The organism is Roseofilum sp. Guam (assembly GCF_017746735.1).
Lineage (GTDB): Bacteria > Cyanobacteriota > Cyanobacteriia > Cyanobacteriales > Desertifilaceae > Roseofilum > Roseofilum reptotaenium.
In genome coordinates this window covers 51,759-66,993 of record NZ_JAGHZN010000050.1, presented here as the reverse complement: position 1 = coordinate 66,993, position 15,235 = coordinate 51,759, and the positions used below count along the sequence as shown (strand labels likewise).

At 45.6% G+C, this 15,235-nt stretch carries 16 protein-coding genes; 8 read left to right on the top strand and 8 right to left on the bottom strand.

What is annotated here, in order from left to right; translation table 11 throughout:
* Nucleotides 1-40 precede the first annotated feature (40 nt).
* The 3 genes from J7529_RS18865 to hemC all read right to left on the bottom strand — a co-directional run bounded on the left by J7529_RS18865 (nucleotide 41) and on the right by hemC (nucleotide 5,026).
* Nucleotides 41-3,217 carry a cyclic nucleotide-binding domain-containing protein gene (locus J7529_RS18865; protein ID WP_318730259.1) on the bottom strand — a complete coding sequence of 1,059 codons (3,177 nt, stop codon included), beginning with the start codon at nucleotides 3,215-3,217 and terminating at the stop codon, nucleotides 41-43.
* Nucleotides 3,218-3,252: 35 nt separating this feature from the next.
* A complete protein-coding gene (locus tag J7529_RS18860; RefSeq protein ID WP_318730258.1) occupies nucleotides 3,253-3,834 on the bottom strand; it encodes a thioredoxin family protein in 582 nt (193 codons plus the stop codon).
* A 190-nt stretch (nucleotides 3,835-4,024) separates the two neighbouring features.
* The gene (gene hemC, locus J7529_RS18855; protein ID WP_413038922.1) at nucleotides 4,025-5,026 is read right to left on the bottom strand and encodes a hydroxymethylbilane synthase; all 1,002 of its coding nucleotides are present in this window, start codon (nucleotides 5,024-5,026) and stop codon (nucleotides 4,025-4,027) included.
* 185 nt (nucleotides 5,027-5,211) lie between these two features.
* Here hemC and J7529_RS18850 point away from each other — a divergent pair, with 185 nt between their 5' ends.
* A complete protein-coding gene (locus tag J7529_RS18850) occupies nucleotides 5,212-5,448 on the top strand; it encodes a hypothetical protein (protein WP_283762146.1) in 237 nt (78 codons plus the stop codon).
* Nucleotides 5,445-5,642: a DUF2283 domain-containing protein gene (locus tag J7529_RS18845; RefSeq protein ID WP_318730256.1), complete on the top strand. Its 198-nt coding sequence runs from the start codon at nucleotides 5,445-5,447 to the stop codon at nucleotides 5,640-5,642. Before J7529_RS18850 ends, J7529_RS18845 begins: the two co-directional genes overlap by 4 nt.
* A 203-nt stretch (nucleotides 5,643-5,845) precedes the next feature.
* On the opposite strand, the gene J7529_RS18840 is transcribed toward J7529_RS18845, so the two are convergent.
* Nucleotides 5,846-6,847, bottom strand: a complete 1,002-nt coding sequence (locus tag J7529_RS18840; RefSeq protein WP_318730255.1) for a PEP-CTERM sorting domain-containing protein — start codon at nucleotides 6,845-6,847, stop codon at nucleotides 5,846-5,848.
* A gap of 342 nt (nucleotides 6,848-7,189) precedes the next feature.
* Here J7529_RS18840 and J7529_RS18835 point away from each other — a divergent pair, with 342 nt between their 5' ends.
* The 6 genes from J7529_RS18835 to accB all read left to right on the top strand — a co-directional run bounded on the left by J7529_RS18835 (nucleotide 7,190) and on the right by accB (nucleotide 12,455).
* Nucleotides 7,190-7,453 carry a hypothetical protein gene (locus tag J7529_RS18835; RefSeq protein ID WP_318730254.1) on the top strand — a complete coding sequence of 88 codons (264 nt, stop codon included), beginning with the start codon at nucleotides 7,190-7,192 and terminating at the stop codon, nucleotides 7,451-7,453.
* Entirely contained in the window at nucleotides 7,450-7,884 is a 435-nt protein-coding gene (locus J7529_RS18830) for a type II toxin-antitoxin system VapC family toxin (protein WP_318730253.1), read from the top strand. The genes J7529_RS18835 and J7529_RS18830 overlap by 4 nt, the downstream gene beginning before the upstream one ends.
* Nucleotides 7,885-7,966: 82 nt before the next feature.
* The gene (gatB, locus tag J7529_RS18825) at nucleotides 7,967-9,451 is read left to right on the top strand and encodes an Asp-tRNA(Asn)/Glu-tRNA(Gln) amidotransferase subunit GatB (protein ID WP_318730252.1); all 1,485 of its coding nucleotides are present in this window, start codon (nucleotides 7,967-7,969) and stop codon (nucleotides 9,449-9,451) included.
* Between the two features lie 504 nt (nucleotides 9,452-9,955).
* A complete protein-coding gene (gene argJ / locus J7529_RS18820) occupies nucleotides 9,956-11,197 on the top strand; it encodes a bifunctional ornithine acetyltransferase/N-acetylglutamate synthase (RefSeq protein WP_271944146.1) in 1,242 nt (413 codons plus the stop codon).
* A 145-nt stretch (nucleotides 11,198-11,342) separates the two neighbouring features.
* Nucleotides 11,343-11,903: an elongation factor P gene (efp, locus tag J7529_RS18815; RefSeq protein ID WP_318730251.1), complete on the top strand. Its 561-nt coding sequence runs from the start codon at nucleotides 11,343-11,345 to the stop codon at nucleotides 11,901-11,903.
* 63 nt (nucleotides 11,904-11,966) lie between these two features.
* Nucleotides 11,967-12,455, top strand: coding sequence for an acetyl-CoA carboxylase biotin carboxyl carrier protein (accB, locus tag J7529_RS18810; RefSeq protein WP_318730250.1), 489 nt, complete (start codon nucleotides 11,967-11,969; stop codon nucleotides 12,453-12,455).
* 32 nt (nucleotides 12,456-12,487) lie between these two features.
* Here accB and J7529_RS18805 read toward each other — a convergent pair whose 3' ends face one another.
* From J7529_RS18805 to J7529_RS18790, 4 genes are all read right to left on the bottom strand, one after another.
* Nucleotides 12,488-12,682, bottom strand: coding sequence for a hypothetical protein (locus J7529_RS18805; protein ID WP_318730249.1), 195 nt, complete (start codon nucleotides 12,680-12,682; stop codon nucleotides 12,488-12,490).
* 66 nt (nucleotides 12,683-12,748) lie between these two features.
* Nucleotides 12,749-13,690, bottom strand: coding sequence for a cation diffusion facilitator family transporter (locus J7529_RS18800; RefSeq protein WP_318730248.1), 942 nt, complete (start codon nucleotides 13,688-13,690; stop codon nucleotides 12,749-12,751).
* A 43-nt stretch (nucleotides 13,691-13,733) separates the two neighbouring features.
* Nucleotides 13,734-14,651 (bottom strand): class I SAM-dependent methyltransferase, encoded by a 918-nt coding sequence (locus J7529_RS18795; protein WP_318730247.1) that lies wholly within the window; start codon nucleotides 14,649-14,651, stop codon nucleotides 13,734-13,736.
* 70 nt (nucleotides 14,652-14,721) lie between these two features.
* Complete coding sequence (locus J7529_RS18790) at nucleotides 14,722-15,207, bottom strand: GNAT family N-acetyltransferase (protein WP_318730246.1); 486 nt, start codon at nucleotides 15,205-15,207, stop codon at nucleotides 14,722-14,724.
* Between the last annotated feature and the right edge of the window lie 28 nt (nucleotides 15,208-15,235).

Sequence of the window (15,235 nt, the reverse complement as noted above, 5' to 3'; positions counted from 1 at the left end):
AACCAGTGTGAATCCCTTTATGATGCCATCATAGAAGCTTTTAAGATATTGTCCTAACTCTCCCTTTCTTTGCTATATAACTCGTCTGTGGTTGAGAGAGGCACCAGAGAAGGCGAGGACAGCGATCAATGAGGATCTCAAACTGTTTGCTCGATAGGGTTAAAAATGTGCAATGGGTTTGAGTAACAATTTTATACCAAATATTTTCCAAGGCAGCTATTTCGCCAAAATATTGTCCAGCACTCAGGGTTAAGGTCTGGCTTTCTGAAGGTTTGGGATGGGAATATAAAGTAACTTGACCTTCTGCAATCAGATAGAGTTTTGCTTGATGGGGGTCACCCGCGTAAAGGGTAGCATGAGCGGGTAAATGTGCTGGATAAAAGAGAGGGTTAAGTTCTTCCAATTCATCCAGGGAAAGGATATGGAATAAGGCTGTACTTTTGAGGAAAAAGAGTTGTTTTAAGAACCAGTCCTGTTGGGGAATTTCTTCTTGTTGTCTAGTGGCGAGGGATTGGGCGATTCTACGAACCAGGGGGTTTGGATCTTCTTGTAAGTGGGAGGGAATTAGATCGGGGTTGGTGGTCGAGTGTACTCGAAGTCCTGAGAGCATCAATAAAGCACCAAGGCGTAACCAGCGATCGCTCTGTTCACTCAACTGATAAATTAATTCTGATTCTGATAAAGATGGAGTAGAAACGAAGGGTTGGTCTTCTTCTAAAAGAGGCAGGATAGGACGGATAAATCGTTGATGTTTAACTGACATCAGCGTTTCTAGAGCATTGGCTCTCAGACGAGGATCGGTACTCGTGAGGAGCGGTTGAATCTGTTTAATGGTGTTCTGGTTATCGAGTACCGATAAGATATAAAAGACACGCTGAATCACCCGTTTTTGATAATCTTGAAGGATCGTCTTTAGGAAAGGAGCATAGGGGGAATGGGGTCGAATACTCTTAATCCAGGATAGCGTGTGGGCAACCCCTTTACAATCTGGTTTGAGAAAATCATAGAGGAGGTTAATGGCGCGGCGAGTTCCGACTTTGGCTATCGTGGCGATCGCCATTTCCACCACCTCATAGCGAGGGGAATACAAATAGACACGAGCCACCTTTAAGCTAGCTTCTCCATAATTGGCTAATGCACTAGCAGCCCATAATCGTACGGCTAAACTCGAATGTTGCAGCCCCATCGCCACATCAAGGAGCAAACTGGGACTTTTGACCACTCCCATCACCTTAAAAGCAATTGCCCTAGATAAGGGATCGACATTGGCTAATTGACTTGCTGCTAACTTCCCGACCTCCTGTTCTCCAGGGCGAGCCAGTAGAGCTAAAACATCCAATCCTTGACGACTGACTTCTAAGGAAGCATCTTTCAAAAGCCTTTGCAGGTAGGGAATGAATTGACGATTTTTAGTGCTGCGAATGGCTCGAATGAGGGTCAGTTTAGTCGTTTCATCTAGGGGAGTATTCCAAAAGCGGTTGCAGCTCTCCTGAATTTTTGGATTTTTACTTCGGGCTTCAATAGACGCAACACACAGGAGCGCTTCTTGTTGAAGATTGGGGTTTTTGTGGAGCTTTTCTAATTGTTCGTTAGGGAGTCGGTATTTACTAGCAATAATCGCTTCTAGGGCTAACAAGCGTAGGCTTTGATTCTCGCTTTGCAGGAAATGCTCTAGAAATTTGAACATCTGAGGATGAGGACAGCTTTGGAAAAATTGAATTAGGTGGGGATGAAGATCTCGATGATGAAGAAGAAAGAGGGGTTGAATATCGGGCAAAAATTGTTGGGGTTGTTTGAGGCAGGAGGCAAGGGAAAGACCTAAGATTTGATTTTGGATTTCTTCGCTCTTGAGCAGTTCAAGGACTTCTGTTTCGCAGTGTTCTGGTAATTTGGGTAATCCCACTCCTACCTCATGCCATTGGGTAGAACCCGATCGCAATAAACTCAGCAAGGATTGTAGATAGCTTTTGCCCATAGCATAGCGAACCAGCAGAAACAGGAGGCTTAATCCCAAACCCAGTTCAGCAATTTGTAGCTGGCTGAATTGATCCAATCCCCACAGCAAAATGCCAGCCATTGCTAGACCCAGGGAATAAAATAAGCCATTGCTAATGGTGCGAATGCGGCCGACTAAATTATAGGGAACTGCGTTATAGTTCAAGCTTTGAATGGGTTGATTAATGCTATCTTCAATGCCATTGGTGTTAAAATTGCACGCCATGGCACTGATTAAATTCCCTTGAGTACCTAATCCCAGAAAGCTGAGGAAGGTGGTGACGGGATAAAGCAGGTTCATCCCCATTACTCCAATCCGGTTGAGTAGGGGTTGGGTGAGGGGGTAGAGGATAATAAAAGGAATGATGCTGTTAATCATCCGCATCGTTCCTAAAAACCCGGTGAGTTGGCGATCGCTGGTAAACTTTTCGGCGTAGATACTAAAGTAGAGGAATTCGCCAATCGTATACAAAAGAATCGTTAAAAAAGTGCTGGTGGCTAAGAAGCCAATGATGGGATATTTTTTTAGGGTTTCTAACCGGGAAATGGGAGTTGAAGACTGGACTCGATTAGGCGAAGCTGAGGATTCTATGGGAGTTTGGGTATGGTCGAGATAGAGCAGTTGAATAAAGACGAGCGCATAAAAGAGGGGCAGAATTAAGATCAGATTTTCCGGTACAACCTTTTGCGAGAGAATACTGATTAATCCTCCCCCTAATAAGCCTCCTAAAGCGGTTGCCATTCTTAGGGAGGGGGCATATCGCTTCCAGTCTAAAGTAGTGAAGTAATCGGTTACTAAGCTGGGAAAGAGAACTTCGGTCACTAAAGTCCATTGGATATACAAGCTGATATACAGAACGAAGTAAACCCAGGGACGATCGAAGACAATGAGTAGACGTAGGGATAGAGCTAATGCCAGGGCAAAGATGAGAAAATACTGGAATAATCGGGGGCGATGGGTGCGATCGACAATTTGTGATAATCCCAGATATACCGGGATTGAAACAACACCCATCAGCATATAAGATCGGGGCAAAGAAGATGCCCCCGCATGTTGTAAAAATAAGGCACTTCCTAGGGTTAAACCGATCGCACTAAAGCTCATCATGGAGATGGCTAAGAGGAACAGTTGGGTTAAACGGTTTTCCAGAATTCTCAAAGGTTTGGTGATGGGTAATCGGTAATGGCTAATGGCTAATAGGTGTCCTCCATATCTGCCCATCTTCTTACCTCCGTGTCTCCCCATTGGTAATCAGCTTAACCATAATAAGAGGGTTCATTACCTGGTTTCCACTTAATATTACAACCAAGACTCGGTTTTTGTTCTGGAGCTACAGGTTGTCCAGCTAAAGTTGCATCGATCGCTTTCCTCAAATCTGTACCGGTTACCGCAATATTGGTGCTGGGGCGAGAGTCATCGAGTTGACCTCGGTAAACGAGGCGGCGATCGCCATCAAAAAGGAAAAAATCTGGAGTGCAAGCAGCCGTATAAGTTTTGGCTATTTCCTGGCTTTCGTCGTAGCAAACGGGAAATGTAAAGCCCAATTTTTGAGCCATTTGTTTTAAATATTCTGGGGAGTCTTCAGGATATTTAACGGTATCATTAGCACTAATCGCGACGATTCCTAAATCCGTATTTTGATAATCTTGCCCTAGACTCGACAACTGGTTTTGAACGTGGATTACAAATGGACAATGTTTACAAATAAACATGACCAATAAGGCTCTTTTCTGGGTGAAACTCTCTAAAGAAATAATTTGTCCAGAGACCACGTCTGGGAGCTGAAAGTCAGGCGCTAGAGTCCCTAACGCCAACATGGTTGATTCTGTTCTAGCCATAGGGATTGAATGCACAAAGCCATTTGAAACACTTGTATTGTACAAGTCAATCCCAATCTGTAAAGAATGGCCTAATTTAGGTTTGTTATAGCCCTTTAACGCTCTGAGCTACCATAGCACTGAAGCGCTACAAAGACAGTAGGGGCTTGCATATTTTTCGCCCCTACTAGCTTGGCAAGCTCCTAGCGCATTAACTGCGGTCAACTTGGGCGAGAATTTCCGCTAGGATCTCTCCTGCACCACGTCCCCGTAGCTCTTCGGCTAAACTCGTACCCAGTTGTTCCGCTTCTTGACAACTGCCAGTAATTTGGTCGCGGATTAGGCGCTGACCGTCTAAACTGGCTACCATACCGACTAATGTCAAGCGATCGCCTTCAATAGACGTATTCACACCAATGGGAACTTGGCATCCCCCTTCTAAGCTCCGCAGAAAAGCCCGTTCAGCCAAACAGCGATAGAGTGTAGGTTGATGTTGAATCACCTGAATAATCTCCAACACTGCCCGATCTTTCTTCAGATTTTCTTCGGTTTCCTGGTCATTAATCTGACGGCATTCGATACCCAATGCTCCTTGTCCGACAGCATGGAGAGAGATATCAGATGGAATCTCCTGTTGAATGCGATCGCTCATTTCCAAGCGCTTTAAGCCCGCTGCTGCTAGAATCAGGGCATCATATTCCCCATCATCCAACTTTTTCAGACGAGTATTCAAATTTCCCCGCACATCCTTAAACGTCAGTTTTGGGAAATGATGGCGCAATTGGGCCAAACGCCGCAAAGAAGACGTACCCACTACCGCACCATCGGGGAGAGTTTCCAATTTCTTATCCCCATACTTAGCATTCACCACCAACGCATCAGCCGGGTTTTCCCTCTCCGTCACGCAACCGAGCATCAAACCTTCCGGTAAATTGGTCGGTAAATCTTTCAGGGAATGCACAGCCATATCCGTTGTTCTAGCGAGCATTCCCACTTCCAGTTCCTTAGTAAACAACCCCTTATCGCCAATTTTCGCCAGGGGAACATCCAGGATTTTATCCCCTTGGGTACTCATGGTTTCAATCTCAAATTGGGTATCGGGGTGATGGGCCTGGAGTTGAGCTTGTACCCATTCGCTTTGAACCAGAGCAAGTTGGCTTTTACGGGAACCCAGGCGTACAGTTTGGGGAGGGGTTGTAGCAGAGGAGGTCATTAATAATAATTTCTTTTTGCAGATAGACTCACTTGATCTAGAGTACCAGGGAATGGGGAGGGAATAGGGAATGGGGAATGGGGAATGGGGAATAGGGGGATCGAGATGTACCGCTTCAGCAGAGCAAAGTGCTGCATCATAGTGATAATCCATCGGAGTTCTAAGGAAATTCACCCTCTCACCCTATGAAAACGACTGAATACTTTGACTCGGTGAGAAAGCGTCCAGACCGTTCGTTTATTAAGGACGAGTGGATTCTATATGTAATAGAGAACCCTGAACGGACTCAAGTACAATCAGATGGTAGAGTTAGGCGATGGGCACAAATTACAGAAGCTCAAGGACGATACCTGCGCGTCGTTTTATTACCCGATGAAGAAACGGTTCATAATGCATTTTTCGATCGGAGGTTCAAGCCGTGAAAATCCAATACTTCCCAGATACAGATACCTTATATCTAGAATTCAACGCCTCTAACATCGTCGATACTCAAGAGGTTGATGAAGCAACTTTGTTGGAATTTGATGATCGCGGAAATATTTGTGCGATCACCTTAGAACATGCAAGCGAGAGAACTGATGTCACTCATCTGATCGCCGAAGGAATTGCAGCTTAATTGATGATGAATGGGAAAAAATAAACCCGTAGGGGCGGGTTTTACCCAAATCTACAATACCCACCAATAACTTCTGTAAACCCGCCCTCACCCCACCAATAGAACCCCAATTAATCATCATTTATCGCCGCGATCGGGCGGGTTCACGTCATTGATTTGTGGGTTTCCTAAATCTGGGTGAACCCGCTCCTACGGTATGAACGTTAACGTCGCTTCAACAGGGAACCAACTGCACCAACGGCTAACAGTCCCAAAAGTGCAGAAGGTTCGGGGACTTTTTCCGGATTACAGGCAGAACTTGTCCCGGTAACGGCAGTTTCACATTCATCGGGTTTCCAACTGGTGGAAATATAGGAATACTTTGGCCCCCCACCCGGTTTATTAGCAACATCCACTTGGCTGTAAAGGGTGACAGAGTTCCCCAAGAAATCGATAAAATCCCCAGTGGGAGCAACTCCTTGAGTGGAAATACTATCCCAATGAGCGAAGATATCATTAGGTGCAACAGCCACCGCACTATCGAGCAAGTCTGCACCGTAGAATATCCCATCAGTAGAAGGATAAGTTATACCACTAAACTTAGCTGGTTGCTCTGGGAAGAGACCATCAAGCATATAGTTACCATCGCCCTGAAAAGCGTCATGATCAGTACCGATAAAAATACCTCCTCCACGTCTAGCCAGTGCGTAAACCTGATTCGCTGTGAAGTTACCAAAGGCATTATTGGGCCCAGGAAAATCAGTTAATAGGTTATGTTTCAAATTACGAATAGTGAGACTTCCATCAAGCATCAAATTGGATTTCTGGGTGTAATGCTGTTTTAGGGCTTCTTGATCTGCTGAATTAAATGGGAAAGTAGGACTATAAGAAGGATGATACTGACTATCTAAAACCACAACATCATAGCTATGAGAGGCTAAATGGGCTTGCAGTCCTCCACCTGTTTTGTGGGAAATATACGTAGTATCAAAGATGTCTCCACCGCCAAAATCATCTAGAAAATCAGACATTTCTTGACGACGTTTATCTGCAAGCACACCATGATACCAGGGTGTTGTGTCCCACCACAAGACGGAAAACTGAGCAGCATTTGCTTTCCCCTCCAGGTTCAAACTGCTCCAACAGAGAACCACGGATGTTACTCCAAGAGCAACGCGCTTAACGGTGCGAGCAACTCCATTAATCCCAGATTTGTTCGGTAACATGGATTTATTCTCCTAATCGTTTTCAGTTCCAGAGTGGGGATTAAATCAGTAAAATCCCTCTCTGGATGGATATAGGAGGCTGTTCAAGTTTGGTTTCTGGGTAATTTCCCGTCCGGATTTTCCCAGAAGCTTCTTATCCCTCCTATTAGTTCCTCTGTTTTTTGGGGGGTATTTTATGCAAATTTGCGGATATTGTAATAATTATTTACAAAAATGAAGTGCGATCGCCCCTTGCCAGTCAGCACATCGTCGTAGGTGGTCACAAAGATAAGGGACATATGGTCACTGCCAATAGAAATAGTATAATTTCAGGGTGGTTTAGTAAAAAAAAGCGAATTAACCATGAATACAAAATTAGTGGATTCCATTGTCCAACTCATTGATGCTCTTCCCCCAAAAGAGCAGAAATTATTGCACGAAAAAATAGAGCGCAAGCAAAATTGGCAGGAGACTAAAGAGCGCATTCTTAAACGCGGTCAAGCCATTTGGGAACGGCAAGGAGATGACTTTTATGATGCTATTGATGAAGTATTTCATCAAATGCGAGAAGAACGCTCTCAAGAACTCTTTGAAGCCTGTTCACGCAAACAGGAGGTCAAACGATGACGGATTATATTTGTATGGATGCTAATTTTGCAGTGCGTCTCGTAAATAGCAAATCTGACAACGATCCCTGGATTGTACTTTGGGAAGAATGGCAAGCAGCCGATAAACAAATTATTGCGCCCACGCTATTTTATTATGAAATAACGAATGCTATGTATCGGATGGGTAGAGCGGGACAACTCCAAGAAGATGAAGTGCAAACGGCTTTAGAAGATGTGTTTAATTTGAGGATTAGCATTAAAAGCGATCTGCAATTGCACTTTCAAGCAGTTGCATTAGCGAAACAGTTTGACCTTCCAGCCGCTTATGATGCCCATTATCTGGCTTTAGCTCAGGACTATGAAGCTAGATTTTATACAGGAGACAAACGGCTCTTTAATCAGGTTCACGGTAAGTTTTCTGATATTGTTTGGGTTGATGGCACGAGTTGAACGAGATCGTTTCCCCATTCCCCCATCCCCCACAGATCGGCGATAATGGAAGTTAACCTGAAATTAAAAGAAGACTTCACCTATGGCCACTGCTGCACCTGCAAAAACCGAGTATGAAGCGATTATTGGTTTGGAAACTCACTGTCAACTGAGTACGGAAACCAAGATTTTCTCTTATTCCTCCACAGCCTTTGGTGCAACACCGAACACGAATATCGATCCCATTTGCTTGGGTTTACCGGGGGTGTTGCCCGTTTTGAATCAGAAGGTTTTAGAATATGCGGTGAAAGCGGGTTTAGCCCTGAACTGCACGATCGCCGAATACAGCAAGTTCGATCGCAAACAGTATTTTTATCCCGATCTGCCCAAAAACTATCAGATTTCTCAATACGATCTGCCGATTGCCGAACATGGGTGGCTGGAAATTGAGTTATCGGATAAAGAGGGGAAACCGCAACGGAAAAAAATTGGCATTACCCGCTTACATATGGAAGAGGATGCCGGAAAATTAGTCCATGGGGGCAGCGATCGCCTTTCTGGTTCCACGTTCTCCCTAGTAGACTACAATCGGGCGGGTGTTCCTCTAATTGAGATTGTCTCGGAACCCGACTTACGCTCTGGCGAAGAAGCGGCTGAATATGCCCAAGAATTACGCCGCATCGTCCGCTATCTGGGCGTTAGCGATGGCAACATGCAAGAAGGATCGCTGCGCTGTGATGTGAATATTTCCGTGCGTCCCGTTGGTCAAAAAGAGTTTGGCGTAAAGGTAGAAATCAAAAATATGAACTCCTTTACCGCTATTCAAAAGGCCATTGATCACGAAATTGAACGGCAAATCGAAGCCATTGAAGCCGGAGAGCCGATTTTCCAAGAAACTCGCTTGTGGGAAGAAGGAGCGCAACGCACCATCAGTATGCGGAGTAAGGAAGGATCGAGCGACTATCGCTATTTCCCTGAACCCGATTTACCCCCAATTCAGGTTTCTGCGGATCGACTCTCGGAATGGAAGGGAGAATTACCCGAATTACCAGCTCAAAAACGCGATCGCTATGAAAGCGAGTTAGGCTTATCTTCCTATGATGCTCGCGTAATCACCGATGATAGCAGCGTAGCCACCTTTTTCGAGGCAACCCTCGCGGCTGGCGGAACCCCCAAACTAGCGGCAAACTGGATTATGGGCGATATTGCCGCTTATCTCAATGCCGAGAAAGTGAAAATTACTGAAATTGCCCTGACTCCAGAATCCTTAGCTGAGTTAATCAAGCTCATTGAAGCCAAAACCATTAGCTCCAAAATTGCCAAGGATCTGCTCCCGGAATTACTCACCAAAGGAGGATCTCCAGAAAAATTAGTGGAAAGTAAGGGGTTAACCCAAATTTCCGATCCCGAAACCCTCAACGCGATGATCGCCGAAGTTCTGGCTGCTCATCCCAAGGAACTGGAGCAGTACCGCAATGGTAAAACCAAGCTCAAAGGTTTCTTTGTGGGACAAATGATGAAGAAAACTGGAGGTCGAGCCGATCCCAAGTTAACCAACCAACTCTTAGCCAAGCAGTTGGATGCTTGAGCTTCATCATTTCTTGATATTAATGCCGAGATCTCCAGTCCGTAGCTTTCTCCGTAGTAATGCTGAAATATCAATCTAAATTCCGCTATTTTGCTAGGAAAGCCGTTCCTTTATCCCAGATAACCCTGAAGTGTATTCCATGAATTCATTCATCTTCTAGGGATCAAAATAAATAGAATCAGAAAAAACACGGATTTTTTGCACGAAAATGGGGCTTAAAACACCCCAATTTTTTCATCAAAAAATTACAAAAGGGGGTTTCACCCCACACCCCTATCATGTAATAATATGATAAGTAGATGCACCCTGATGGTAGGGAGAGTCCTATGGCTCTCCTTATTTTTTTTGGGAATTTAGGGAATGGGCAACAGGGAATAAGGAATGGGGGAGATCCGCGTCTCCCTATTCCCTAGCGCGAAGCACTATATTACCCATTACCCTTCTGCCAGCGCAAAGCGCTATAATTGCCTTTCGTACCGATTGACAGCAGGGGAATTTACAGGTATGTCAGATTGGCAAGTCATAGAAGGCGGAGTCACTGCACCGAAGGGATATCAAGCCGCAGGCATTACAGCAGGTTTAAAACCTTCAGGACAACCAGATTTAGCGTTGATTGTATCGGATGTGGAAGCGATCGCCGCAGGAGTCTTTACCACAGTACAAGTCCGTGCTGCTTGTGTAGACTACTGTCGTCAGCGTTTGGAGAAAAAAGCGAGTGCGAAAGCCATTCTCTGTAACTCTGGTCAAGCCAATGCAGCGACAGGGGAAGCGGGATGGAATGATGCTCTAGAGAGTGCATCACTGTTAGGCACAGCTCTCAATATCGATCCGAAGTCGATCCTTCTAGCATCTACTGGTGTCATTGGTCAGCGAATTAAAATGGAGGCCATGCGCTCTGGTATTCCCCAAGTGGTCTCTAGTCTATCAAGTGAAGGCTCAGATACCGCGGCTAAAGCCATTATGACCACGGATTTAGTGCCGAAAACGATCGCGCTAGAAGCCCAATTTGGCGATCGCCCTGTCCGAGTTGGCGGTATTGCCAAAGGCTCTGGGATGATCCATCCCAATATGGCCACCCTGTTAGCCTTCGTCACCTGTGATGCGACGGTTTCGCCTCATTTGTGGCAAGAAATGCTCGGCCGAGCAGCGAACCGCAGCTTTAATCAAATTACCGTCGATGGCGATACCAGCACCAATGATAGTTTGATTGCCCTAGCCAATGGTCAATCTCGCACTCCCGCTATTACCAGCATGGGGCCGGAAGCCGAAAAACTCGAAGCCATGTTAACGACAGTGTGCCAATATTTGGCCAAGGCGATCGCCCGTGATGGAGAAGGTGCGACCTGTTTACTCGAAGTTGAAGTCTCTGGTGCAGATAACGAAGAAGCGGCTAGTCAAGTAGCCAAAACCATTGTCGGCTCGTCCCTTGTCAAATCGGCCATTTTTGGCCGCGACCCCAACTGGGGAAGAATAGCAGCCGCTGCCGGTCGTGCTGGAGTCCACTTTGAAGCAGAAAACCTCAATATTACGTTAGGCGACTTCAAGATGATGGAGAACGGCCAACCCCTCACCTTCGACCGCGATGCTGCCAGCGCATACATGAAACAAGCTGCCCAAGGTGCATATTTGCAAGCCGATACCGTTAAAATCGGTGTTTCTATCGGCAATGGTCCGGGAACCTCCAAAGCGTGGGGATGCGATCTTAGCTACGATTACGTCAAGATTAACGCTGAGTACACCACTTAAGGGTAATGGGTAATAGCTCCCTTAGTACAGGCGAAGGGAGCGCCCCCATCCTCCCCATCCCTCCATCTCCCTATCCCCAAAAGGCCCAACGGGGGTTAAAATAGGATGCCAATGATTGCATAATCTAAATCGACCCAGCGTTTTTATGATTTCGAGTAACGATTTTAGAACGGGCGTGACCATTGAACTCGATGGCGGTGTATGGCGGGTAATCGAGTTCTTGCACGTCAAACCAGGTAAGGGATCTGCCTTTGTGCGGACGAAGCTGAAGAATGCCCAAACAGGAAGTGTGGTTGAGCGGACCTTCCGCGCAGGAGAAACCGTTCCTCAAGCCAATCTGGAGAAGCGGACGAAGCAGTATACTTATAAAGATGCCGATCAGCTTGTATTCATGGATATGGAGACCTATGAAGAGAGTCGCCTGAATGAATCCCAAATCGGCGATCGCGTTAAATATCTCAAGGAAGGTATGGAAGTGAATGTCCTGACTTGGGACGAAAAAGTGATAGAAGTAGAATTACCGAATTCTGTCGTTTTAGAAGTCACGGAAACCGATCCGGGTGTGAAGGGAGATACAGCCACTGGAGGAACGAAACCCGCTACCGTGGAAACTGGTGCAAGTGTTATGGTTCCTTTGTTTATCTCCATTGGGGAAAAGATTAAAATTGATACCCGCAACGATGAGTACTTAGGTCGAGAAAAGTAACGACATTGACTAAACGGGTTAAAACGATTGTATTCCAAACACTAGAGAAAGGGTGAAGAAACTGTGAATTTGAACTTTGACGAACTCCGTGAGTTAATCATTACTGTAAGTCAAACCGATGTGGCGGAGTTGACGTTAAAGAGTGATGCCTTTGAGTTGACAGTTCGTAAGGGAGAAACTGGAACGGTAACCAGTGTTTCTCAGATTGCCGTATCTCCCCCAGTTGTCCAAACTCCAGTGGCACCACCTACACCAAGTTCTCCAGCAGCGCCTCCAGCAAGTGAAGCGTCTCCACCTCCTCTAGAACAAAAGTTAGAAGAGATTAAATCGCCCATGGTGGGTACATTCTATCGCGCTCCGACTCCTGATGACGCTCCATTTACAGAAGTGGGCGCTCGAGTTCAGGTAGGGGATACAGTCTGTATTATTGAGGCAATGAAGTTGATGAATGAACTGGAAGCGGAAGTTTCTGGAGAGGTGGTAGAAATTTTGGTGGAAAACGCCCAACCCATTGAGTTCGGACAAGTGTTGATGCGAGTGAAACCCAATTAGACTTGAGACTGCACTCGGATCTAGGGATAAGATTAGGATAGATCGTTGCTTTGCGTTAGGGAGTAGGGAGTACTCTTCTTCAAATCAGGTAAGTCAAATTGCAAAACCATTAACATCATCGCCAGCATAAAAATGCCATCTGATAATCGTTGTAGCCGAGTTAATAATTGCTGGCCTTGGTTTAAATCTGAGCCTGTCTCAGATTCAATTGTGGGAAGATTTTTCATGGTCTTACAGTGCTTTGCACTCGGTCACAGGGAATCAATGATGGTAGCTAGATAGCGGATTAAAGATTAAGATTGGTGATCATCTGGTGTAATTGCCCGTTTGATCCAAAGGGGATCGGTGGTAAAAATAAAATCGGCAGCGAGATAAGGAAATTCTGCTCTCAAGGCATTATAAAGAATGGTGCGAAGACGATCTTGCTCCATTAAACTAAGTTCCTGATCTGAGGAAATCACGAAATAGAATTGTGCATAAACTAATCGCCCTAAACGGCATTGACGGAGATGATAGTTGCTGATCAATTCTGCTGCCAGAATGGGATGAAGCAAGTTAATAAGTTGAGTATGTAGGTTGCTCTCATCTACTTTACCCAGCACTTGATACCAATTGGATTTAATGATACCCATGGGCATAGACCCTGCGGCTAAAACCAGGATAATCACCAATGCCGGGTCAGCATAGGGAGTGAATGGAGCGAGGGGGGTTGTTTGCACAAAGATGACGATAATGAATGCTAATGCGACAGCTCCACTGAGTAAGGCATCGATAAACCAGCTTTGAGCATCAATCTCTAATAAGGGAGAACCACTTTTTTGAGCAAGTTTTCGTTGTATAACAGCGATCGCCATACAGCCTGTTGCTGCAATTAAAGCATACCAAAGCGCTATACCCGTAGAGACGGGATATCCTCCGTCCACAATGGCACTGATGGCGGACACCAATGCAAAAATACAAATCACCAACATGAGTAATCCCTTGCCCAGGTTAAAAATCGGTTCAAAAATGGCATATCCAAAGGGATAAGATGGATCATCCGGTCGCCGAATTAAACGGGAAACGCGCAAAGACGCAAAGGTGACCATTAAGTTAATCAATGAAAACAAACCATCTAGAAGAATCGCTTCTGATTGAGTGAGAATAGAGAATCCCAACCCCAGGATTGCCATACCTAGAGTTCCGATCATCCCTAACTTAATGGCTCTTTCTTCCAGAATATGGCTGTTGGACATCCTCAAATTTCTCCGATATTACTGGGTTCTAAAGCTCAATCTCTTATTCAGTTCGTTGGGCAATAATGGTGCGATGGCGGATGGTGTTAGGTTGAATTGAGGGAGCTTGAAACCCAGCATCAATTAGGGCTTGTGCCATATCTAAATTGAAATATTCATCCATACAAGGTTCTGTACTTTTGAGTAGAGTAAACACATAGGGTGGCATGGTTTCATAAACTTTGGACTGGGGGTTCATATCCATAATGGCAAGATGACCTTGGGGACGCAACATTCGCCGAGCTTCTCGGAAAATTTGATGGGTAGCTTGTTGGGGTAATTCATGGCAAATGAGAAAGAGGGAAACTAGATCGAAGGAAGCGTCAGGAAGTCCGGTTTCTTCTGCACGGGCATGAATCCAAGAGTTGGGCGTTTTTTGCTGGCTTTGTCTTTGTTCAGCTCGATATCCAGCTACAGCTAAGAAATAGGGAGATAAATCCAGTCCGGTAACGGTGGCATTAGGATAGGTGTCTTGCAGGGCAAAAGTACTCATGCCAATGCTACAGCCCACATCTAGAATATCTTGGGGCGCGGGGGTTAGCTGTTCGAGTAGGATTTGATGATAGGTTTGGCGTAAGCGTTCATCTCCTTTGGCTCCGGCATCTTTCCAGAGTTGGGCATGAACTGCTTTGGCGGCGACTTCTGCTTCTAAGGCGGCTTCCCAACAGAGATCGCCTTGATCGTAAGCATGGAAGGGTTGGAGGTAATAGGCGGGGTAGGTGATGTTGGGGTTTTGGATCGTTTGTAGTCGGGGAGTCCAATCAATGGTTTGTAGGGTTTTCACTTCTTCTCGCCAAGGAACGCCAATTTTTTCGGCGCGTTTAATGATCATTTTGCGGGCTTGGTGTTTGGCTAAGGTGGCGAGGGGTTTAATGGAGAGGATACCGTTAATGAGGTTAGAGGTGAGTCCGGCTGTAGTCATGCAACGTATGTTTCAGAGTATGTGTACAGCTTTATTATTGTCTTGGATGGCATACTGGGCAAATGTTAAGTTAGGTCAAGATAGTTTTGATGTAGAGCCGATCGCAGCGAGGGGTTTCGACTCCGGTTGCTCTCTGGTATCCCCTCCTCTCATAAAGGGAGATTGCTTCTTGGAGGACGGAGGCTGTTTCTACCCAAATCTGTTGATACCCTTGGGATTGAATGGTTGATTCTAAAGTATCTAAGAGGAAAGAGCCAAGTCCTTGTCCACGGGCGGAGGGCAATAAATACATTTTGCGAATTTCTACAGCTTTGTACCCTTTAGATATGGGGTGATACCCTCCAGTGCCTATCAGTTGGCGATCTCCTTCAATGACCCAAAATTCTCCGCCGGTTTGCCAATACGCACGTTCGACTTCTAGAACATCGCAATCGGCTCCTTCGGGTTCCCAACTGAGACCATATTCGGCTAAAACAGAAGTGATTAGGGTGGCAACGGATTGGCGATCGCTAACTTCCCAGTCTCGAATTAAATAGTTACGGTAAAGTTGTCTCACGGCTGTATAGATAGATATGTCCACCGAA